The organism is Heyndrickxia coagulans DSM 1 = ATCC 7050, from assembly GCF_000290615.1.
Classification (GTDB): Bacteria; Bacillota; Bacilli; order Bacillales; family Bacillaceae_C; genus Weizmannia; species Weizmannia coagulans.
In genome coordinates this window covers 14,859-35,029 of the sequence record NZ_ALAS01000184.1, presented here as the reverse complement: position 1 = coordinate 35,029, position 20,171 = coordinate 14,859, and the positions used below count along the sequence as shown (strand labels likewise).

General features: G+C 49.3%; 26 protein-coding genes. 24 read left to right on the top strand and 2 right to left on the bottom strand.

Translation table 11 applies throughout. From position 1 onward, the window contains the following. Positions 1-152: 152 nt before the first annotated feature. Positions 153-377, top strand: a complete 225-nt coding sequence (locus IC21_RS09355; RefSeq protein ID WP_234969522.1) for a hypothetical protein — start codon at positions 153-155, stop codon at positions 375-377. A 16-nt stretch (positions 378-393) separates the two neighbouring features. Here the strand turns inward: IC21_RS09355 and IC21_RS09350 are convergent, their stop codons facing one another. Both IC21_RS09350 and IC21_RS09345 read right to left on the bottom strand, forming a co-directional pair. Then, on the bottom strand, positions 394-759 hold the full coding sequence (locus IC21_RS09350) for an SA1362 family protein (RefSeq protein ID WP_234969520.1): 366 nt from the start codon (positions 757-759) through the stop codon (positions 394-396). A gap of 158 nt (positions 760-917) precedes the next feature. Beyond that, positions 918-1,841 (bottom strand): DUF1385 domain-containing protein, encoded by a 924-nt coding sequence (locus IC21_RS09345; protein WP_029142193.1) that lies wholly within the window; start codon positions 1,839-1,841, stop codon positions 918-920. A gap of 184 nt (positions 1,842-2,025) precedes the next feature. On the opposite strand from IC21_RS09345, the gene IC21_RS09340 reads away from it, so the two are divergent. The 23 genes from IC21_RS09340 to ahrC all read left to right on the top strand — a co-directional run bounded on the left by IC21_RS09340 (position 2,026) and on the right by ahrC (position 20,156). Next, on the top strand, positions 2,026-2,544 hold the full coding sequence (locus IC21_RS09340; protein ID WP_029142194.1) for a YqhR family membrane protein: 519 nt from the start codon (positions 2,026-2,028) through the stop codon (positions 2,542-2,544). A gap of 99 nt (positions 2,545-2,643) precedes the next feature. Next, on the top strand, positions 2,644-3,099 hold the full coding sequence (aroQ, locus tag IC21_RS09335) for a type II 3-dehydroquinate dehydratase (RefSeq protein ID WP_029142195.1): 456 nt from the start codon (positions 2,644-2,646) through the stop codon (positions 3,097-3,099). Then, a complete protein-coding gene (locus tag IC21_RS09330) occupies positions 3,093-4,154 on the top strand; it encodes a M24 family metallopeptidase (RefSeq protein WP_029142196.1) in 1,062 nt (353 codons plus the stop codon). The genes aroQ and IC21_RS09330 overlap by 7 nt, the downstream gene beginning before the upstream one ends. Positions 4,155-4,203: 49 nt before the next feature. Then, positions 4,204-4,761 (top strand): elongation factor P, encoded by a 558-nt coding sequence (gene efp / locus IC21_RS09325; protein ID WP_013859621.1) that lies wholly within the window; start codon positions 4,204-4,206, stop codon positions 4,759-4,761. A gap of 208 nt (positions 4,762-4,969) precedes the next feature. After that, positions 4,970-5,896, top strand: coding sequence for a stage III sporulation protein AA (gene spoIIIAA, locus IC21_RS09320; protein WP_029142197.1), 927 nt, complete (start codon positions 4,970-4,972; stop codon positions 5,894-5,896). Next, the gene (gene spoIIIAB / locus IC21_RS09315) at positions 5,889-6,404 is read left to right on the top strand and encodes a stage III sporulation protein SpoIIIAB (protein ID WP_029142198.1); all 516 of its coding nucleotides are present in this window, start codon (positions 5,889-5,891) and stop codon (positions 6,402-6,404) included. Before spoIIIAA ends, spoIIIAB begins: the two co-directional genes overlap by 8 nt. A 30-nt stretch (positions 6,405-6,434) precedes the next feature. Further along, positions 6,435-6,638, top strand: a complete 204-nt coding sequence (spoIIIAC, locus tag IC21_RS09310) for a stage III sporulation protein AC (protein WP_013859618.1) — start codon at positions 6,435-6,437, stop codon at positions 6,636-6,638. A gap of 34 nt (positions 6,639-6,672) precedes the next feature. Next, on the top strand, positions 6,673-7,062 hold the full coding sequence (spoIIIAD, locus tag IC21_RS09305) for a stage III sporulation protein AD (RefSeq protein ID WP_017553540.1): 390 nt from the start codon (positions 6,673-6,675) through the stop codon (positions 7,060-7,062). 4 nt (positions 7,063-7,066) lie between these two features. Next, complete coding sequence (gene spoIIIAE / locus IC21_RS09300) at positions 7,067-8,263, top strand: stage III sporulation protein AE (RefSeq protein ID WP_029142199.1); 1,197 nt, start codon at positions 7,067-7,069, stop codon at positions 8,261-8,263. 13 nt (positions 8,264-8,276) lie between these two features. Next, positions 8,277-8,918, top strand: a complete 642-nt coding sequence (spoIIIAF, locus tag IC21_RS09295) for a stage III sporulation protein AF (protein WP_029142200.1) — start codon at positions 8,277-8,279, stop codon at positions 8,916-8,918. Beyond that, positions 8,908-9,561, top strand: coding sequence for a stage III sporulation protein AG (gene spoIIIAG / locus IC21_RS09290; protein ID WP_013859614.1), 654 nt, complete (start codon positions 8,908-8,910; stop codon positions 9,559-9,561). The genes spoIIIAF and spoIIIAG overlap by 11 nt, the downstream gene beginning before the upstream one ends. Before the next feature lie 11 nt (positions 9,562-9,572). Continuing rightward, on the top strand, positions 9,573-10,115 hold the full coding sequence (locus tag IC21_RS09285; RefSeq protein WP_029142201.1) for a SpoIIIAH-like family protein: 543 nt from the start codon (positions 9,573-9,575) through the stop codon (positions 10,113-10,115). A gap of 309 nt (positions 10,116-10,424) precedes the next feature. Further along, complete coding sequence (gene accB, locus IC21_RS09280) at positions 10,425-10,907, top strand: acetyl-CoA carboxylase biotin carboxyl carrier protein (RefSeq protein ID WP_017553537.1); 483 nt, start codon at positions 10,425-10,427, stop codon at positions 10,905-10,907. Between the two features lie 13 nt (positions 10,908-10,920). Beyond that, positions 10,921-12,270, top strand: coding sequence for an acetyl-CoA carboxylase biotin carboxylase subunit (gene accC / locus IC21_RS09275; protein ID WP_029142202.1), 1,350 nt, complete (start codon positions 10,921-10,923; stop codon positions 12,268-12,270). 25 nt (positions 12,271-12,295) lie between these two features. Further along, entirely contained in the window at positions 12,296-12,706 is a 411-nt protein-coding gene (locus tag IC21_RS09270) for an Asp23/Gls24 family envelope stress response protein (protein WP_013859610.1), read from the top strand. A 106-nt stretch (positions 12,707-12,812) separates the two neighbouring features. Next, a complete protein-coding gene (gene nusB / locus IC21_RS09265; protein WP_026104799.1) occupies positions 12,813-13,208 on the top strand; it encodes a transcription antitermination factor NusB in 396 nt (131 codons plus the stop codon). 13 nt (positions 13,209-13,221) lie between these two features. Then, positions 13,222-14,073 (top strand): bifunctional methylenetetrahydrofolate dehydrogenase/methenyltetrahydrofolate cyclohydrolase FolD, encoded by an 852-nt coding sequence (gene folD, locus IC21_RS09260; RefSeq protein ID WP_013859608.1) that lies wholly within the window; start codon positions 13,222-13,224, stop codon positions 14,071-14,073. Between the two features lie 164 nt (positions 14,074-14,237). After that, the gene (gene xseA, locus IC21_RS09255) at positions 14,238-15,578 is read left to right on the top strand and encodes an exodeoxyribonuclease VII large subunit (protein ID WP_013859606.1); all 1,341 of its coding nucleotides are present in this window, start codon (positions 14,238-14,240) and stop codon (positions 15,576-15,578) included. After that, positions 15,571-15,798, top strand: a complete 228-nt coding sequence (locus IC21_RS09250) for an exodeoxyribonuclease VII small subunit (protein ID WP_013859605.1) — start codon at positions 15,571-15,573, stop codon at positions 15,796-15,798. Before xseA ends, IC21_RS09250 begins: the two co-directional genes overlap by 8 nt. Positions 15,799-15,800: 2 nt before the next feature. Further along, on the top strand, positions 15,801-16,670 hold the full coding sequence (locus IC21_RS09245; protein WP_029142203.1) for a polyprenyl synthetase family protein: 870 nt from the start codon (positions 15,801-15,803) through the stop codon (positions 16,668-16,670). A 146-nt stretch (positions 16,671-16,816) separates the two neighbouring features. Continuing rightward, the gene (dxs, locus tag IC21_RS09240; RefSeq protein ID WP_029142204.1) at positions 16,817-18,718 is read left to right on the top strand and encodes a 1-deoxy-D-xylulose-5-phosphate synthase; all 1,902 of its coding nucleotides are present in this window, start codon (positions 16,817-16,819) and stop codon (positions 18,716-18,718) included. Further along, positions 18,719-19,543, top strand: coding sequence for a TlyA family RNA methyltransferase (locus IC21_RS09235; protein ID WP_029142205.1), 825 nt, complete (start codon positions 18,719-18,721; stop codon positions 19,541-19,543). Positions 19,544-19,706: 163 nt separating this feature from the next. After that, positions 19,707-20,156, top strand: a complete 450-nt coding sequence (gene ahrC / locus IC21_RS09230) for a transcriptional regulator AhrC/ArgR (protein WP_017553061.1) — start codon at positions 19,707-19,709, stop codon at positions 20,154-20,156. The last annotated feature ends 15 nt before the right edge of the window (positions 20,157-20,171 follow it).

The following is a 20,171-nucleotide window of genomic DNA, read 5'->3' as shown; positions in this document are numbered from 1 at the left end:
GTATTCGCCCACAAGCGTACATTTAAATGATAGAGCGTCTTCCCATTTTTTTCCACTCATCTGCCCTTCGAGTAAAATTTTACACATACGAAAAAAAGGCGCGGCCGGTGCTCGGCATTACGCTCAGCCCGAAACCACAGGAAGAGCCGGATGTGGAGATAAAAAATGCGATCCAGCTGTTCGATGCCCTGTTCAAGACGATGAAAGACGCCCATGATGCCCGCTATATTTCAAGAAAACTGGAAAAAGACATTATTTTTATCGCTGCAGATGGCGTGACTGCTACAGATTTTCAGCTTTCCGCCGCACAAAAAGCAGCCTTAATCGAGGCGGGCCGGAAAAAAACAGAAACGTTTCTGAAAACGTGGTCCTATTAATAAAAAAGAATCGAGCTTAGTAGACAGCTCGATTTTTCTTTTTGCCCTTTTTGCCTTCAATCACGGTTAACTGGACATTGGATTTTTTGCGCAGCGGCCGTTTTGAAAATTTAACCGTGTGGACAGTATGGACCTTCATATTCCTTTTTTTCATTCTTTTCCTGGATTTGCGGGCGGCTTTTAAAAATGCTTTTTGTTCCTGGTTGGAAACATTCGTGCTTCTCTTGAGCAGGAAACGCATGCCAGCCAAAAGCACTGCCGCAAAAATGAAGGCTATCAACACCCTTTTCAAGAATACAACCGGCTCATGAAACAAAGAGGAACCCAGGCCGACCAGGGCCAAAAGAAAAATGCCGGCGATGATCCATTGACGCGTCTTCAACAAAAGCCACCTCCTCATGTTTTCCCAACCATTTTTTCCATCATTCTACCAGTTTATACGGATCCGGCCGTTTTTATTTTGAGGTTGATTCCCCGTCGCACAAACAAGCTTGTGATAGTAAATGTATTCCCATGCGCTGGAAATTTCAAACGCCGTTTTTAACGGGCGGCAGAAGCCGTATCACCCGATTCCAGTTCAAGCAGCGCCTGAAAGGAGGAAATCGCGACTTCAATTTGCTTGTCATCCGGCTCTTTTGTCGTTAACAGCTGCAGCCACAGGCCCGGATAGCCAAGATACTTCAGAACCGGAATATGGCGGACTTTATTGGTCAGCTGAAGGACTTCAAACGCCGTGCCGAGCACGACCGGAATGAGCAAAATCCGGTCGGTGATGCGGAGCCAGAGCGGATCTGTCGGGACAAGCGTATAAATCAGGACGCTCACAATCACGGTAAACAGAATAAAACTGCTGCCGCACCGGTAATGCAGCCTCGATTGCGAGCGGACGTTTTCAACGGTGAGGGCAAGCCCGTTTTCAAATGTATTGATGACTTTATGTTCAGCCCCGTGGTATTGGAATACCCGCTTGATAAACGGCGTTAAAGAAATCAAATAAATATACGAAAGCACGAGCAGCAGTTTAAACGCGCCTTCAATGAGAATTTGCGCGGCATCCCCGGGAAAAAACGGCCTTGCCAGTTCTGCCAGAAAAACGGGAATAAGCGTCATGAAAAATTTGGCAAACAAAAAGGACAAGACGCCGGCAGCAGCCACGCCGAGCACCACGGTTGTTTTTGCGGGGGCTGCTTCCTTCCGTTTTTCGTCTTCTTCCGGGTCAACATCATACCGCTCGCTTGCAAAATTCAAATGCTTTGCTCCGTTTGCGGATGATTCAATGATGGCAATGATCCCACGCAAAAACGGGATTTTTTTCAATTTTTGGATGGACGGGCGCGTCTCTTTTGGCAGATAAAAGAAGTCGATCCGGTTGTTTTTGCGGCGGATGGCAGTGACCGAATGCCGCTTTCCACCGAACATAACCCCTTCCACGACTGCCTGGCCGCCATAAACTGGTTTTGTCAATTTCTTTTCCCCCAAACCTGAACTTCAAATGCTTCTTTCCCGTTTAACCTGAAAACGGAGTGGATTTCCGAAACGATATTCACTCTTATTTTACTAAATCATTTTAAATACGACTAGGGGAAAGACTTGTGGGAAAGATAAGAAAGAAAAGATGCATGCCGTCACATGTGAAGGGGTGGAAAATATGGAAAATGGCAGCAAAGTATTAAAAAACCAGGAGCATTCCATGACCTTTTTTCAAATGGTGCTTGTGACCGGATTTGCGGGCGGGATCATTTGGAGCCTGGTTGCCTATTTATGCTTTTCTTTTCATTTTACGGCGATTGAACCGAATGTCCTGCTTGAACCATTTACAGTAGGATCTTGGCGCAAAATGTGGATCGGAAAAATCGTTTCCATATTGGCATACGGATTGTTTTCTACCGGCTGCGCCCTTGTCTATTATCTTTTCTTTAAAAAATTGAAATCGATGTGGGTCGGCGCGATCTACGGGCTTTGCCTGTGCGCAGCCGTCCTGATTGTGCTGAATCCGATTTTTCCCGGCATGAAACCTTTTCTCAAACTGGATGCCAATACGATCATTACCTGCTGTTGCATTTACATTCTCTACGGGGTGTTTATCGGTTATTCGATTTCTTTTGAGTATGAAAGAAGCCGGGTTTTTAAAAGAAAACTGGAGAGGCAGTCGAACCCGCTCCCATAAATCGAAACGGGCGGGTGCCGGCCGGAAAGTTAAAAAATAGAAATTTTCTTCAATTTATGGTAAAATGGGCACGTTAAATATGGGAAAAAGGTGCTTGAAATGAAAAAATACCTCGTATTAAACGGCCCAAATCTGAATTTGCTCGGGCAAAGGGAACCCGGCATTTACGGGAGAGATTCGCTTAAGGCATTGATGGCGCGCATGGAAGCGGCGGCCCGGAAGCACGGCGTCGCCATCGGTTTTTTTCAATCCAACCATGAAGGCGCCCTGATTGACAAGCTGCACGCTGCCGGGGATGAAGGCTTTGCAGGGATTATTTTCAATCCGGGCGCGTTCACGCATTACAGCTATGCTTTGCGGGACGCGATCAGTGCCATCCGCCTGCCGGTGATTGAAGTACATATTTCGAACATCCATGCCCGCGAGGAATTCCGCCACCATTCTGTAACGGCGGCTGTTGCGCAGGGGCAAATTGCAGGCTTCGGGCTGTACGGCTATGAGCTTGCCCTCATGGCCTTGCTTGAGGCAGAAAAGGGAGAGGAAGAAAGATGTTAAAACTGGAGAAACTGAGAGAAACATTTCCGCAGGCCGGTATTGACGGCTTGCTCATTACAAGCCCGTATAACCGCCGCTATATGTCCAATTTTACGGGGACTACCGGGATTGTCCTTATATCCGGGGAAGCGGCAAAATTTATTACGGACTTCCGCTATGTCGAGCAGGCATCGAAAGAGTGTGAAGGCTACGAAATCGTCCAGCATCAGGGGCCGGTGGAACAGGAAGTGGCCAAACAGGTGGAAGCAATGGGGATCAAACGGCTCGGGTTTGAGCAGGACCATATGAGCTATGCGCTTTTTAAAACGTATGAAGGGCTGCTCGATGCGGAACTGGTCCCGGTTTCCGGCCTTGTTGAAAATTTGCGCTTGATCAAAACAGATGAGGAAATTAAGATATTAAAAGAGGCTGCGGATATTGCGGATGCTGCCTTTAAACATATCCTTGACTTCTTAAAACCGGGCGTCACGGAATTGGAAGTTTCCAATGAACTGGAATTTTTCATGAGGAAATGCGGCGCGACTGCTTCTTCATTTGATACCATTGTCGCATCCGGCCTCCGCTCTGCCATGCCGCACGGGGTGGCGACGGACAAGGTGATCGAAAAAGGCGATTTGGTTACGATGGATTACGGCGCGCTCTATAAAGGCTATTGTTCGGATATTACAAGGACGGTTGCGGTCGGCGAGCCTTCCGGGCAATTGAAGAAAATCTACAATATTGTGCTGGAATCGCAGCTGCTTGCCGTCCAAAACATCAAACCGGGCATGTCCGGTATTGAAGCAGACGCCATTTCCCGCGATTATATCGCCCGGAAAGGTTACGGCGATGCGTTCGGCCATTCCCTTGGGCACGGGATCGGCCTTGAAATCCACGAAGGCCCGAATCTTTCCATGCGCTCGGCCTATACTTTGGAACCGGGCATGGTTGTCACCATCGAACCGGGCATTTATGTGCCGGGTGTCGGCGGCGTCCGGATTGAAGACGATACGGTGATTACCGAAAATTCGAATGAATTGCTGACGCATTCCGCAAAAGAACTGATTATATTATAATAGTTACAGCCCTCAACAGGGGATCGAATGAACATGTAGGAGGAAAAATATGATTTCAGTAAACGATTTTCGCACCGGCTTAACGATTGAAGTGGACGGCGGCATCTGGCGCGTCCTCGATTTCCAGCATGTTAAGCCGGGAAAAGGCGCCGCTTTTGTGCGCTCGAAGCTTCGCAATTTGCGTACCGGCGCTATCCAGGAAAAAACGTTCCGTGCCGGCGAAAAAGTTGAAAGGGCACAGATCGACAACCGGAGAATGCAGTATTTATATGCAAACGGCGACCAGCACGTATTTATGGATACGGAAACGTATGAACAAATCGAGCTGAGCAGCGCCCAAATTAAAGATGAGCTGCAATACTTGCTGGAAAACATGGAAGTGCAAATGATCATGTACCAGGGAGAAACGCTCGGCATTGAACTCCCCAATACGGTCACGCTGACAGTTACCCATACGGAACCGGGGGTAAAGGGCGATACGGCAACAGGCGGGTCCAAACCGGCCACGCTTGAAACCGGCCTGACGGTACAGGTGCCTTTCTTTGTCAATGAAGGCGATAAAGTGATCATCAATACAACGGACGGTTCATACGTGTCCCGTGCCTGATTTCTTTGAAAAAAGCTTGGCGTCCCAAACGGCGCCAAGCTTTTTTGCTTTTCTGGCAAGAGACAGGCAAAAATAAGTTTACATAATCATGTTATAAATAACTTAAACTTTCAGCATCTGCCTCGCTTCCTTGTCATAGTTTTCAAACCCGGCGAATAGATTGTACTATCCATGAACCAAACTGTATGTTTTGAAAGCAGGGATGAAGATGGAAGATTTGCTGGGCATTTTGCCGAAAACCTTATCCAAACAGCTGGAAAAGTTGGGGGACATGCTCGAAGATGTGGAAGAAATCCGCATCCGCGTAAACCGCCCGCTTGAAATTACTTCAAAAGGAATCCCGCATTTTTTGCGCTATACGCCAACGGGGAGCGATGCTGAGCAGCTGATCAACCGGCTTGCGAATTTCTCTTTTTACGCCCTTGAAGAAGAGCTGAAAAAGGGATACGTCACGATCAGCGGCGGGCACCGTGTCGGATTCGCGGGGAAAGTCATTCTTGAAAATGGACAAGTAAAGGCGATCCGCTATTTTTCATCTTTTAATATCCGGATTGCCCGGGAAAAAATCGGGACTGCGGATCCTTATCTTTTCGCCCTTCACAACGGGCGCTGGCTGTCCGCGATGATCATCGGGGCGCCCCAGACCGGAAAAACGACTTTTTTAAGGGATATCGCGCGGCTGATTTCAAGCGGCATCCCGGAACGCGGGATTTCGCCTGCCAAAGTGGGGATTGTCGACGAACGGTCTGAAATTGCCGGCTGCGTCCATGGCATCCCGCAACTCCATTTCGGGCCAAGGGTCGATGTGCTGGATGCCTGTCCGAAAGCGGAAGGGATGATGATGCTGATCCGGTCGATGAGCCCGGATGTCATTGTCGTGGATGAGATCGGCCGCGAAGAAGATGCGGCGGCGATTATGGAGGCGGTAAATGCGGGCATTTCGCTCGTCATGACAACGCACGGGGAAAACTTCCGGGATATCCAAAAACGCCCAATTTTAAAGAAAATCCTCGAATCGTATGCGTTTGACCGCTTTCTCGAACTGTCACGGGGGAGCCGGCCGGGAAGGGTAACAGCGGTCCGCGATGCGGAAGGGAACATCATCCGTACCGGTGAAGGTGTTTCCCGTGCTTAAACTTTTTGGAGCAGCACTGATTGTGCTCGCCACCAGTTTCATCGGCTTTGAGGCAGCAAAACGGTTAAGCGAACGCCCCCGCCAGCTGAGAATTTTTCAAAACGCGCTTCAGGCACTGGAAGTGGAAATCATGTACGGGCATACCCCGCTGCATGAAGCGGCAAGAAAACTATCAGGCCAGCTCCCGGATCCGGCTGCCGCCTTCTTCCGTTCCTTTGCCAGCCAGTTGACCACATTGGAAACAACGGTCAAAGAAGCGTGGGAAAAAAGCCTTGACGGAATTTGGAAACTGACGGCCCTGAAAGAAAACGAGTATGAAGTATTGCGGCAGCTCGGGGAAAACCTGGGCAAACATGACCGCTATACCGAGCAAAAGCAGCTGCTCCTGGCCCTTTCACATTTAGAAAGGGAAGAAAAAGAAGCGCACGAAAGGCAGCTCCGCTATGAAAAAATGGCAAAAAGCCTTGGCGTCCTCACGGGTTTACTGATCGCTATTTTACTGATCTAAAGTCTCACGGATCATATTGGGGGAAAAGCAATGGGCATTGATGTGGACATCATTTTTAAAATTGCCGGGGTCGGGATTGTTGTGGCGTTTCTCCACACGATTCTGGACCAGGTCGGCAAAAAAGAATATGCGCAATGGGTCACGCTTCTCGGTTTTCTTTACATTTTGTTTTTAGTGGCATCCATCGTAGGGGATTTGTTTTCCAAAATCAAAACGGTCTTTCTTTTTCAATAAGCCGGGAAAAAAGGGGGGATTTCCCATTGAAATTTTGCAAATTGCGGGTGTGGCGCTCATCACGACTTTCCTTGCGCTCATATTAAAAGAGCAGAAACCGAATTTTGCCTTTTTGCTGACGCTTTTTGCCGGCTGTTTTATTTTTCTTTTTCTGGTGGACAAGATATACGAAATCATCCACCTGCTGCAAAAAATTGCCCAAAAAGGGAATGTCGACACGATGTATATCGAAACGATCCTGAAAATCATCGGCGTCGCTTATATTGCCGATTTTGCAGCCAATATTACAAAAGATGCCGGTCAGGGGGCACTTGCGGCAAAGGTGGAGCTGGCCGGCAAAATCATTATTTTGACAATGGCCATCCCCATTCTTACCGTGCTGATCGAAACGATTGTCAATCTCGTTCCGCGTGCAGGGAGTTGAGGATATGGGGCACAAAAAAATATGCATCGCACTTTTCATTCTGTTTGCCTTCTGTTTCTTCGCACAGTCGGCATCCGCCGCTTCGGAAAATACGGACAAACAGGAGAATATTTCGGAAAAAATGGTCGATGAACAATTGAATCAATTGGACTTATCAGAACTGAAAAACTACTGGGACGACATTGTCAGCAAATACGGCGGATACTTGCCGGAAAGCCAGAAAGGGAGCCTTATGGATTTTATGAAAGGCGAGAAGCATTTTTCCTTGCAAGCCTGGCTGAAAGGGCTGCTTTCGTATATTTTCCAGGAGCTGCTGATCAACGCAAAACTATTAGGCTCCCTTATCATCCTTACGATTTTAAGCATCCTGCTGGAAAACCTGCATCATTCATTCCAGCAAGGGACGATCAGCAAAATTGCGTACGCGGTTGTTTTCATGGTGCTCGTCATTATTGCCCTGAACAGTTTTCATGTCGCCCTTCAATACGCGCTTGAGGCGATCCGGACAATGAAAGGTTTTATCCTGGCGCTGATGCCGCTCTTGCTGGCTGTGCTTTCCACATCAGGCGGCGCCGGCTCGGCAGCCTTTTTTCACCCGGCCATTATTTTTCTCTCCAGCACAAGCGGCATGCTGGTCGAGATCATCGTGCTGCCGCTTCTGCTGCTTTCAACACTCTTAGGCGTCGTCAGCACCCTCTCGGAACAGCATAAAGCAACACAGCTGGCCGGTCTGTTGCGCAATATCGGGATCGGCATACTCGGCGCTTTTATGGCTGTGTTTTTAGGCGCCTTGTCCGTTCAGGGGACGGCAACGGCGGTGATGGACGGGCTTGCGGTCCGTACCGCAAAATTTGTGACTGGCAATTTTGTCCCGGTTGTCGGGCGGATGCTGACGGATGCCGCCGATACGGTGATCAGCGCTTCCGTCCTTTTGAAAAATACGCTCGGCATTGCCGGGGTTGCCATTGTGCTGCTCATTGCGGCGTTTCCAGCCATCAAAATTTTCTCCATGTCGTTCATGTTCAAGCTTGCTTCCGCCCTTTTGCAGCCGCTCGGCGGGGGGCCGGTCATCAGCTGCCTTGATATCATCAGCAAAAACATGCTGTACGTATTTGCCGCCCTCGCGATTGTGACCATCATGTTTTTTCTCAGCATTACGATCATCGTTACGGCGGGCAATCTTACGATGATGATGCGTTAAGGGGGGAGACCTTGTGGACGTTTTGACAAAATGGGTGCTGAACATCATCATTTTTATCCTTTTGGCGGCCATAACGGACATGCTTCTGCCCGACTCCGGGATGCGGAAATATACAAAGCTTGTGACCGGGCTTTTGCTCATTGCCATTATTGTCACACCGATATTCCGGCTTTTTTCCGCCGATCCTGCCATTTGGATGGAAAAATTGGGGAATTCCGGAATTTCAAGCCCGTCTGCGGAAGAAAATGCGCTTGAAACGAAGAAAAAAGAAATAAATGCCATACAGCAGGAATATACATTACAACAAATGGCTGTCCAACTGAAGCAAGATGCGGAAGGGGAGGTAGAGGAAGCGTTTGGAAAATCAATTTCAAAAATCACGGTCGAGTGGAAAGACGGGGCCAAAAGCGGGGATCTTACCGCTTTAAAAGCTTCGGATGTAAAAAAAGTCCGTGTCTATCTGAAAGCGCAAAACGAAAAAGAAGCTGTTGCTGCCGTTAAACCGGTTGAAATCGGGGCGGATAAACAAACAGAAAAACAAAGCACACGCGAGCAGCAATCGATCATTGCCATGTTGTCGAACCGCTGGAAAATCAATAAAGAAAAAATTGATCTCCGTTTCGAAGGGGGGCTTGAAAACGAAAATGGATCGTAACCAGGGACCGTTCAAAAAACTGAAAGAAAAATGGCTGCCATCTGGCCCGCCTGATAAAAAGAAAAAGCTTGTGCTGTTAACCGTACTACTGATTTCCGGTCTCGGGATGATGTTTATCAATGACCTTTTCGGACATTCAAGCGAAAAAAACGAAGCGCTGACTGCATCTTCACCCGTAAAAACGGCAGGCGGAAAAGGGACAGCCGCATTCGGTGCAGGCACTTCCAAAAAATCAAAATCGATCTCCACGTACGAAAACCAATATGAGAAAGAACTGAAAAGCATTCTGGAACAAATCAAGGGCGTCGGCTCCGTAAACGTACGGGTGAATGTGGCCGCATCAGAAAGCAAAGTGTATGAGAAAAACGCCACCATCCGGAATGAAACAACAACCGAAACAGATAAAAACGGCGGGGAACGGAAAATTGACAGCATTTCAAAGGATGATAAAGTCGTCATTGTCCAAAACGGGGACAAGGAAGTGCCCCTTGTAACGGAAACAAGGAAGCCAGAGATCACAGGGGTGTTAGTCGTTTGTAGCGGCGGCGGCGATGTCTCCATCCAAAAATCGGTAAAAGAAGCTGTTGCAAGCGCCCTTGACATCGCAAGTTACCGTGTTTCCGTCATGCCAAAAAAAGAATGAGGAGGATGGGTATGCTTTTGAAAAAACAAACAGTCTGGCTGTTGACCATGTTAAGCCTTGTTGTGGTTTTGTCCGTGTACTATGTGACGGCGGAACCGAAAACAACGAATCAGGTTACCCGGCAAGAGAAAGAAAAGGAATCGGCGGCAACAAAGGAAAAGGATTCCGGTTCGCAAAAAATCAAACTGACAACAAAGTCTGCCAGTGATGAAGTGTTTGAGACGCTCCGCCTTGAGCGGCAGGATGAAATGAGCAAAAAGCAGGAAGAACTGACCAATAAACTTGCATCGACCGACCTGACGCCGGATGAAAAAAGCAAGGCGATGGATGAAATGAAAAAATTGACGGAGACGGCGAATAAAGAACAGGTTTTAGAAAGCCTGATCAAAGCAAAAGGATATGAGGATGCGCTCGTTCAGGCGGACGGCGATGAAGTGGTCGTAACCGTTAAATCGAAAAAGCATGATAAAGCGGCTGCAAATGAGATTGTCAAGCTTGTGAACCAGGAGTTGGGCAATACGCCAAAACTGGCTGTGGAATTTCAGACAAATTAAGAAAAGCCAGAATAGGGGGCGGTTACAGCCCTTTTTTCTGTGCGGAATAACAAGGGGGCCCCGCTTTTTTGCCGGGCTTTTTTCTATATTTAAAAAATGATTGAAAAATAGATTTGCGCGTGATTTTAAATTTCCGTAAAACGCTTCATTCCTTTTGCTCCAAGCAGGGAAGGGCATTTTTGCAACGTGCCGGAAATCCGTTTTTTATACAAATCATTGAATTTTTGCCTCCGGTTATCGTATGATATGGATAGTTATTCATAAATTGTTAACAATTTTGGAAGCTGAAAAAACGAAGGAGTGTCATATATGCTAAAAGTAGAGGAAATCCAGGCTTTGATCGAGCTTGTGGACCGTTCAAACCTCGATGAATTTGAATTTGAAAATGACGGGACCGTCATCAAAATGAAGAAAAACACCGGCGTTCAAGTCATTGAACGCCCGGTGCGCGAAATGGCCCAGGTTTCCGCACCCCCGCAAATGCCTGCTGAGCCCCGCCAGCTTGCAGAAAACCTGCAGCCTGAAGCCCCGGCGCAAGCAGCCGACGAAAATCTGCATAAAATCGTGTCGCCGATGGTCGGCACCTTTTACCAGGCGGGTTCCCCGGAAGATGAACCGTATGTGCAAATCGGCTCCAAAGTCAGCCCGAATACGGTTGTATGCATGATTGAAGCGATGAAGCTGTTTAACGAAATCGAAGCGGAAGTGGAAGGCGAAATTGTAGATATCCTCGTCAAAGACGGGCAGCTGGTTGAATTTGGCCAGCCGTTATTTTTGGTAAAGACAAAGTAAGGAGCGGACTTTCATGATTAAAAAAGTTTTGATTGCAAACCGGGGCGAAATTGCGGTCCGGATTATTCGTGCCTGCCGCGACCTCGGGATCGAAGCCGTTGCCGTTTATTCGGAAGCGGACAAAAATGCGCTGCATGTCCAGCTTGCCGATGAAGCGTACTGCATCGGCCCGAAAGCATCGAAAGACAGTTATTTAAATTTTGCCAACATCATCAGCGTAGCAACTTTGACAGGCTGTGACGCGATCCATCCCGGTTACGGATTCCTTGCCGAAAATGCCGATTTTGCCGAGCTTTGCCGAGAATGCAATATTGAGTTTATCGGGCCAAGCCCGGAAGCCATTGCGAAAATGGGCGCGAAAGATGTGGCACGCGAAACCATGAAAAAAGCGGGCGTGCCGATTGTCCCGGGTTCGGACGGGCTTGTAAAAGATGCAGAAGAAGCAAAAGTAGTCGCACAAAGAATCGGCTATCCGGTGATTATTAAGGCAACGGCCGGCGGCGGCGGCAAAGGGATCCGCGTGGCCTTGAATGATGAAGAGCTTGTAAAAGGCATCCACATCACCCAGCAGGAAGCCGCGACTGCTTTCGGCAACCCGGGTGTTTACCTTGAAAAATATATTGAAGACTTCCGCCATGTTGAAATCCAGGTCATGGCTGACAAATTCGGCAATGTGATCCACCTGGGCGAACGGGATTGCACCATCCAGCGGCGGCTGCAAAAACTGCTTGAAGAATCCCCGTCCCCGGCGCTATCGAGCGAAATGCGCGAAGAAATGGGGCAGGCTGCCGTGAAAGCGGCAAAAGCTGTTGACTATACGGGGGCCGGCACAATCGAGTTTATTTTCGACCACCGCAACCAGAAGTTTTACTTTATGGAAATGAATACCCGCATCCAGGTGGAACACCCGGTTACAGAAATGGTCACCGGCGTGGATCTCGTCAAAGAACAGATCCTTGTGGCATCCGGTGAACCGTTATCCTTAAAGCAGGATGAGGTCACATGGAGCGGCTGGGCAATCGAATGCCGAATCAATGCCGAAAATCCTGAAAAGAATTTTATGCCGTCTGCGGGCAAAATTAATTTTTATCTGCCGCCGGGCGGGATCGGCATCCGCGTGGAATCGGCCGTATATCCGGGTTACAGCATTCCGCCGTATTATGATTCCATGATTGCCAAGCTCATTGCCTACGGGGCGACGCGCGATGAGGCAATTGCCCGCATGAGGCGCGCGCTCAGCGAATTTGCCGTGGAAGGCGTCCACACAACGATTCCGTTCCATCAGCGCCTCCTCGAGCATGAAGTTTTTGTCGAAGGGGATTTCAACACGAAATTCCTTGAAAAATATGATGTAATGAAATAACGTGTAAATAGAGGAGGTGTTGAAGATGGCAGAAGATAACCAAATGTTGGAGATGCATCATGATGAAGACGGCCTCGGAAAAGTGGAAATTGCCCCTGAGGTGATTGAAGTTATTGCGGGCATTGCTGCTTCCGAAGTCGAGGGGGTTGCCCAAATGCGCGGCAATTTCGCAAGCGGCGTTGTGGAGCGCCTTGGAAGGAAAAACCACGGAAAAGGCGTAAAAGTGGAACTGAATGATGACGGCATTAAAGTCGATGTCTATTGCACCATGAATTTTGGCGTTTCCATTCCGGCAGTTGCCCAGGAAGTCCAGGATAATATCCGCCAGGCTTTGCTCAATATGACAGCCCTGGAAGCGTCTGAAGTGAATATTCATATTGTCGGCATTCAATTTGATACGCAAAAAGCGGAGCCTGAATTTCAGGCGGAAGAGTAAGAGAAAAAGGGTCCGGGCAAAGCGTCCTGGCCTTTTTTTGGTCCTGCCTTTCTGTTACAATAAAAGCATGCGAATTTGAGCTTTTTAAAGGAGTTACTGCCGAATGATGAAAAGAAGAACCGCCCGCGAAAAAGCGCTTCAGGCTTTATTCCAGATGGATATGAATGAAGCGAGCCCGGAGGATGCGATCCGGAATGCGCTGGACGGGCAGGAAAGTGATGATTATCTGGAGAAATTGGTAAACGGAACGGCAACACATCTCGCGAAAATCGACGCCATGGTCAGCCGGCATCTTGAAAATTGGACGCTTGACAGGCTTGCAAAAGTGGAACTCAATATTTTGCGCCTTGCCGCTTACGAACTGATGTATGCGGAAGATGTGCCCGCTAATGTGGCAATCAACGAAGCGCTCGAAATTGCCAAACGGTTTGCAGATGAAAAATCCGCCAAATTTATTAACGGCGTTTTGAATCAAATGAAAGACTCGATTGAATCTAAGTAACGGGGGATGGATAATGGAAGCGGAAATCATTGACGGAAAACAACTGGCCGAAGCACTCAGAAAAGAGATAAAGGCGGAAGTGGAGCAGCTAACGCAACAGGGGATTACCCCGGGGCTTGCCGTCATATTAGTCGGAAACGATCCGGCTTCACGTACATACGTCAAAAACAAAGAAAAAGCGTGCCGCGCGCTCGGGATGAAATCCGTTTTAATCGAGCTTCCCGGGGACGTGCCGGAACAGGCATTGCTCGGACATATTGCAACCTTAAATGAAGATCCTGACATTCATGGGATTCTCGTCCAGCTTCCTTTGCCGCCCCATATCAATGCGCAAAAGATCGTGGAAGCGATCAGCCCAGAGAAAGATGTGGACGGTTTCCATCCGGTAAATATCGGAAGGATGATGACGGGCCAGGACGCTTTTTTGCCTTGCACCCCCCACGGGATTTTAAAGATGGTGAAGTCAAAGGGCATCCGGATCGAAGGAAAGCATGTTGTCGTGATCGGCCGCAGCAATATTGTCGGCAAACCATGCGGCCAGCTGTTCCTCAATGAAAATGCGACCGTCACATACTGCCATTCCAAAACGGCGGATTTAAAATCTTTCACCCGCCAGGCGGATATTTTGGTCAGCGCTGTCGGCAAAGCGAAATTCATCAAAGCGGATTTTGTCAAAGCGGGTGCTGCTGTCATTGATGTCGGGATGAACCGTGACGAGTCCGGGAAGCTGTGCGGGGATGTGGACTTTAATGAAGTAAAGGAAAAAGCTTCCTATATTACTCCTGTCCCGGGCGGCGTAGGGCCAATGACGATTACCATGCTGCTTTCCAATACAGTAAAAGCCGCAAAACGCTTGCGCCGTTAAACAGGCTGCCCTGCCGCCACGGCATTTTTTCCCGGAAAGCCGCTCTTCGTCCGGAAGTGTGCCGGGGGGGCATTTGTGCGGGAAGCAGGCCGCATTAAAAGAAAGCTGACTTCCGGCGGGAAGGCAGCTTTCTTCATGCATGAGAAAGGTGGTGGAAAAAGGCTTTGCAATATTTATCCGTACACACGCTGACAAAATATATCAAACGGAAATTTGACGCGGACCCTTATTTAAACGATATCCATGTAAAAGGGGAAATTTCCAATTTCAAACGGCATTCAAGCGGCCATATGTATTTTACGTTAAAAGATGAAAAAGCGAGGCTGCTTTCGGTCATGTTTGCTTCTGCAAACCGGACATTGAAATTTATGCCGGAAAACGGCATGAAAGTGCTTGCCACAGGGTCCGTATCTGTTTATGAAGCAGGCGGCAGTTACCAGCTGTATGTGAAAAGCATGCAGCCTGACGGAATCGGCGCACTTTATCTTGCTTTTGAACAGCTCAAAGAAAAACTGGAGAAAGAGGGCCTGTTTCAAAACCGCCGACCCATCCCGGCTTACCCAAAAGTCATCGGGGTGATCACATCGCCGACAGGGGCTGCTGTCCGCGATATCATCACCACCATCAGGCGGAGATATCCGGTCGCTGAAATCATTTTACATCCGGCCCTTGTCCAGGGGGAAAATGCTGCCCCTTCGATTGTAAAGGCAATTGAACAGGCAAACCGGATCGGCAGAGCGGATGTGCTGATTGTCGGAAGGGGCGGCGGCTCCATCGAAGAACTGTGGGCTTTTAATGAAGAAATAACGGCCCGGGCGATCTTTGCGTCAAATATCCCGGTGATTTCTGCTGTCGGGCATGAGACGGATTTTACGATCGCCGATTTTGTGGCAGACTTGCGGGCGCCGACGCCGACTGCTGCAGCTGAACTTGCCGTTCCCCATATTGATGACGTGCGGGAAAAAATATTATATTTGCAGACGCGCCTAATACGGAACATGCGGGAGAAAGTGCGCCATGAAAAAAGCCGGCTTGTTTACCTCGAACGGTCGCCCGTTTTTACAAATCCTTACCGGCTCATCCGCCAACAAATGGAGCAAGCCGACCGCCTTACAGACCGCCTGCACAGAGAAGCGGGGCGCTTAATCGGTACAGCGGAGGAACAAACCCGCAATCTGCACGGCCGGCTTTTGCGCAACCGGCCTGAACAGAAACTGCTGCAGGCGCGGCGGAATTTCACAAGCCTAGAAGCAAACCTTGTGAAGCAAATGCAAGCGGTTTTGCGGGAGAAACAGCATCGCTTTGCCAAAAATATTTCCGCCCTTGAAGCGCTGAGCCCGTTGAAAGTAATGGAAAGGGGCTACAGCCTGGCCATGGCGGAAGACGGAACGATTCTGAAAAAAACAAGCCAGGCCAAAACGGGTGACACGATCCGGGTCCGGCTGACGGACGGCGGCCTTTTGTGCACGGTGGATGAAATTGAAAGGGGGAAAGAAAATGGCTGATTCATTAACTTTTGAAGAAGCAATGGTGCAACTGGAAGACATTGTCCGGAAACTGGAAGAAGGGGATGTGCCCCTCGAAGAAGCCATTTCCATTTACAAACAGGGAATGGAGCTATCCAAATTACTCCATGGAAAATTGAAAAATGTAGAGGAACAGCTGGCAAAAATTATGTCTGAAGACGGCGAAGAGCAGGATTTTGAGATCCGGGAGGAGGAATAACCGTGCAGAAGCCTGCGTATGATGTGAAAAAAATTGAAAAACACCTGGCACAATATATCGCGGATCTCCATGCGCCGGCTGTATTAAAAGACGCGATGCATTATTCCCTCCAGGCCGGGGGAAAAAGGATCCGCCCCCTTCTTTTGCTGTCAACCGTATCCGCACTCGGCAAACCGGTTGGGCGGGGCATGCAGACCGCGTGTGCAGTCGAGATGCTCCACACTTATTCCCTGATCCATGATGACCTCCCGGCAATGGACGATGATGATTTGCGGAGAGGAAAGCCGACCAACCATAAAGTATTTGGCGAAGCGGTGGCGATTCTTGCCGGCGACGGCCTTTTGACGTACAGTTTCGGGCTGATTGCCGAAGATCCGGGTTTGGATGACGCTTTGAAGGTAAAACTGATTGCGCTCCTTGCAAAATCTGCGGGCCCGGAAGGCATGGTCGCCGGGCAGGTGGCGGATATGGAAGGCGAGAATAAAACACTGACCCTCGGGGAACTGCAATATATCCATGCCCACAAAACCGGCAAACTGCTTCGTTTCAGCGTGCTTGCCGGCGCGTTGATTGGCGGCGCGTCAACAGAGCAGCTGGAAAAATTCGGGCAATTTGCCGATCATCTCGGCCTCGCTTTTCAAATCCGGGATGACATATTGGATATCGAGGGGGAACAGGAAAAAATCGGCAAGCGGGTCGGCAGCGACGAATCCCGCCATAAAAGTACATATCCGGCTCTTTTAACGCTTGAGGGCGCCAAACAAGAACTCAGGCGCCATGCCCGCCTTGCAAAGCAGTGCCTCGCAGAAACCGGCGCCGAAACTGGCGCCCTAATGGAACTGACGGGGATGATCGAAACGCGGGACCATTAACGGCCGTTCATTTGGCGCAAAACGAACGGCCGGAACGGCAAAACCGGCGGCGTTTGTTTATGAGGTATTTCTTGTCTAAACGCGTTGATTGTTTATAATAGATGTAAGTGATGCCGTACATTGATGAGGAAAGCGAGTGATCCGCATTGGATCTTGAATCGATCAAGGACCCGTCCTTTTTGAAACAAATGGACATCCCCGCATTGAAACAACTGAGCGCGGAAATCCGCCGTTTTTTGATTGAAACACTGTCTGAGACCGGCGGGCATATCGGGCCGAATCTTGGTGTCGTGGAATTGACGCTTGCCCTGCATAAATGCTTTGACAGCCCAAATGATAAAATCCTCTGGGACGTGGGGCACCAGTCGTATGTGCATAAAATTTTAACCGGCCGGGCCGGAGAGTTCGGTTCATTGCGCCAATACCACGGGCTTTCAGGGTTTCCGAAACGGGACGAAAGCATTCATGATGTCTGGGAAACCGGGCACAGTTCCACTTCCTTGTCCGCCGCGATGGGCATGGCGGTCGCCCGCGATTTAAAAGGAGAAAAATCGTATATTGTCCCGGTGATCGGAGACGGCGCGCTGACTGGCGGCATGGCATTTGAAGCGCTCAACCATATCGGCCATGAAAAACGGGATATCATCGTTGTGCTGAATGACAATGAAATGTCGATTGCCCCGAACGTCGGCGCGCTTCACCAGGTGCTCGGCAAACTGCGGACGGCAAATAAATACCGGCGCGCAAAAGATGAACTGGAGTTCCTGCTGAAAAAAATTCCGGCTGTCGGCGGAAAGCTTGCGGCCACTGCGGAACGGCTGAAAGACTCATTGAAGTATTTGCTTGTCTCCGGTATTTTTTTTGAAGAACTCGGTTTCACTTATTTAGGCCCCGTTGACGGCCATCATTTTGAGGCATTGCTCGAAAATATCCAGTATGCGAAAAAGACGAAAGGCCCGGTTCTTTTGCATGTCATTACCAAAAAAGGAAAAGGGTATGAACCGGCCGAGAACGATACGAAAGGCGCCTGGCACGGCACCGGGCAGTATAAAATTGAAACCGGCGATTTTATCAAACCGGCGGATGCCCCTCCTGCCTGGAGCAAACTCGTCAGTGATACCGTCCTTAGCCTTGCAAAGGAAGATGCGCGCATTGTTGCGGTTACGCCTGCGATGACAGTCGGCTCGAAGCTGGAACGGTTCCAGCAGGAGCTCCCCGAGCGGGTATATGATGTCGGGATTGCCGAGCAGCATGCCGCCACTTTTGCTGCGGGGCTTGCAACCCAGGGCATGAAGCCGTTTCTGGCAATTTATTCGACATTCCTGCAGCGGGCGTATGACCAGGTTGTGCACGACATTTGCCGGCAAAACTTAAATGTTTTCATCGGGATCGACAGGGCGGGCCTTGTCGGTGCGGACGGCGAAACCCACCAGGGCGTGTTTGACATTGCTTTTTTGCGCAGCCTGCCCAATATGGTGTTAATGATGCCAAAAGACGAAAATGAAGGCCGGCATATGGTCTATACGGCTTTAAAATACGACAGCGGGCCGATCGCCATGCGGTTTCCACGCGGCAACGGCCTTGGCGTGGCGCTTGATGAAGAACTGAAGGAAATCCCGCTCGGCACATGGGAAGTCCTGAAAGAAGGAAATGACGTGTGCATTCTCACATTCGGGACGACGATCCCGATGGCCATGGAAGCAGCGAAATTTTTGCAAAAGCAAGGGGTATCGGTTAAAGTGGTCAATGCGCGCTTTATCAAACCGCTTGATGAAGCGATGCTCGAATCTGTTTTCAACACCGGGATGCCGGTATTGACCGTAGAAGAGGCCGTGCTTGCCGGCGGATTTGGCAGCGCAGTGCTGGAATTTGCGGGTGACCGCGGCTTCTCTGACCGGATCATTCGCCGCATTGGCATTCCCGACCGCTTTGTCGAGCACGGCAGCGTAAAAGAATTGTGGCAGGAAATTGGGCTGACAAAGGACCGGCTGATTCGGGAAGTCCGGCAGATATTGCCTCAAAAACAGCAAAGAAAGGCTTTATTTTAAATGAAAAAAGAACGGGTGGACGTTCTCCTCGTAGAACGCGGATTAATGGAAACAAGAGAAAAAGCAAAAAGGGCGGTAATGGCGGGGCTTGTCTTTTCAAATGAGACCCGCCTTGATAAACCGGGTGAAAAAATTGCTGCAGATGCGCCGCTCATCATAAAAGGGAAGCCCCTTCCGTACGTTTCACGGGGCGGACTGAAACTGGAAAAAGCGTTGGAAGTGTTCGGCCTTGATGTAAAAGGCAAAATTGTCCTCGATATCGGCGCTTCGACCGGGGGGTTTACCGACTGTGCCCTCCAGCACGGCGCCAAAATGTCTTATGCCCTTGATGTCGGTTATAACCAGCTCGCATGGAAGCTGCGCCAGGACGGGCGGGTCGTTGTTATGGAAAGGACAAATTTCCGCTATGTTACCCCACAGGATTTCACAAAGGGCATTCCGGAATTTGCCTCAATTGACGTGTCCTTTATTTCCCTGTCCCTGATCCTCCCGGTATTAAAAACGCTCCTTGCGCCTGGAAGCGATGTTGTCGCCCTGATTAAGCCGCAGTTTGAAGCGGGGCGCGGGCATGTGGGCAAGAAGGGGATTGTAAAAGATAAAAAGGTCCATCGCGAAGTGATTGAAAAAATCATCCAGCTTGCCTTACGGGAAAACTTTTCGGTGGAAAACCTCTCCTTCTCGCCGATTACAGGCGGGGAAGGAAATATTGAATTTTTAATCCACCTCGTCCAGCCCGCCGGCCAAACAGAAGGCGGCGCCAACCGGTTGCGCGTAACCGTAAAAGATGTGGTGGAAGAAGCCCATGCCGCACTCAGGAAGGGATAATTTGGCAGCCTATTGGATAACCGGTAGGCTGTTTTATAATAAAGGCGTTTCGCACCCGGAAAAAAGCCCGTTTACGGATAAAAGCTGCTTGTACATTTGCCTGTAAATGCGCTAACATACAAGTAGATGCATATTTACAAAAGAGCATCCTTGAGGTGAGGATATGAATAAAGGACAGCGCTTGATCAAAATCAGGGAAGTGATTACCAATTATGATATCGAAACACAGGACGAGCTTGTCGAGCATTTGCGGAATGCCGGCTTTAATGTGACACAGGCCACCATTTCAAGGGATATAAAAGAACTTCATCTTGTCAAAGTGCCGCTCAATAACGGCAGGTACAAATACAGCCTGCCTGCCGACCAGCGCTTTAACCCGATGCAGAAACTGAAACGGGCGATGACGGATGCGTTCGTCAGCATTGATACAGCCGGGCACCTGATCGTGTTGAAAACGTTGCCCGGCAACGCGCATGCAATCGGCGCTTTGATTGATATTCTGGATTGGGAAGAAATTATCGGCACCTTGTGCGGGGATGATACATGTTTGATCATTTGCAAAAATCACGATGAGACCGAAACGGTTTCGCAACGTTTTTTGGACTTGCTGTAGAAAGTGGTGATGTTT

Bases quoted from the DNA above. Each gene is read 5' to 3' on its own strand.
- IC21_RS09250 (WP_013859605.1), top strand. From the start codon at position 15,571: ATGGCTGATTCATTAACTTTTGAAGAAGCAATGGTGCAACTGGAAGAC.
- IC21_RS09285 (WP_029142201.1), top strand. From the start codon at position 9,573: ATGCTTTTGAAAAAACAAACAGTCTGGCTGTTGACCATGTTAAGCCTT.
- spoIIIAE (WP_029142199.1), top strand. From the start codon at position 7,067: ATGGGGCACAAAAAAATATGCATCGCACTTTTCATTCTGTTTGCCTTC.
- accB (WP_017553537.1), top strand. From the start codon at position 10,425: ATGCTAAAAGTAGAGGAAATCCAGGCTTTGATCGAGCTTGTGGACCGT.
- IC21_RS09330 (WP_029142196.1), top strand. From the start codon at position 3,093: ATGTTAAAACTGGAGAAACTGAGAGAAACATTTCCGCAGGCCGGTATT.
- efp (WP_013859621.1), top strand. From the start codon at position 4,204: ATGATTTCAGTAAACGATTTTCGCACCGGCTTAACGATTGAAGTGGAC.
- spoIIIAC (WP_013859618.1), top strand. From the start codon at position 6,435: ATGGGCATTGATGTGGACATCATTTTTAAAATTGCCGGGGTCGGGATT.
- spoIIIAG (WP_013859614.1), top strand. From the start codon at position 8,908: ATGGATCGTAACCAGGGACCGTTCAAAAAACTGAAAGAAAAATGGCTG.
- IC21_RS09235 (WP_029142205.1), top strand. From the start codon at position 18,719: ATGAAAAAAGAACGGGTGGACGTTCTCCTCGTAGAACGCGGATTAATG.
- spoIIIAA (WP_029142197.1), top strand. From the start codon at position 4,970: ATGGAAGATTTGCTGGGCATTTTGCCGAAAACCTTATCCAAACAGCTG.
- IC21_RS09340 (WP_029142194.1), top strand. From the start codon at position 2,026: ATGGAAAATGGCAGCAAAGTATTAAAAAACCAGGAGCATTCCATGACC.
- IC21_RS09270 (WP_013859610.1), top strand. From the start codon at position 12,296: ATGGCAGAAGATAACCAAATGTTGGAGATGCATCATGATGAAGACGGC.
- ahrC (WP_017553061.1), top strand. From the start codon at position 19,707: ATGAATAAAGGACAGCGCTTGATCAAAATCAGGGAAGTGATTACCAAT.
- folD (WP_013859608.1), top strand. From the start codon at position 13,222: ATGGAAGCGGAAATCATTGACGGAAAACAACTGGCCGAAGCACTCAGA.
- nusB (WP_026104799.1), top strand. From the start codon at position 12,813: ATGAAAAGAAGAACCGCCCGCGAAAAAGCGCTTCAGGCTTTATTCCAG.
- accC (WP_029142202.1), top strand. From the start codon at position 10,921: ATGATTAAAAAAGTTTTGATTGCAAACCGGGGCGAAATTGCGGTCCGG.
- aroQ (WP_029142195.1), top strand. From the start codon at position 2,644: ATGAAAAAATACCTCGTATTAAACGGCCCAAATCTGAATTTGCTCGGG.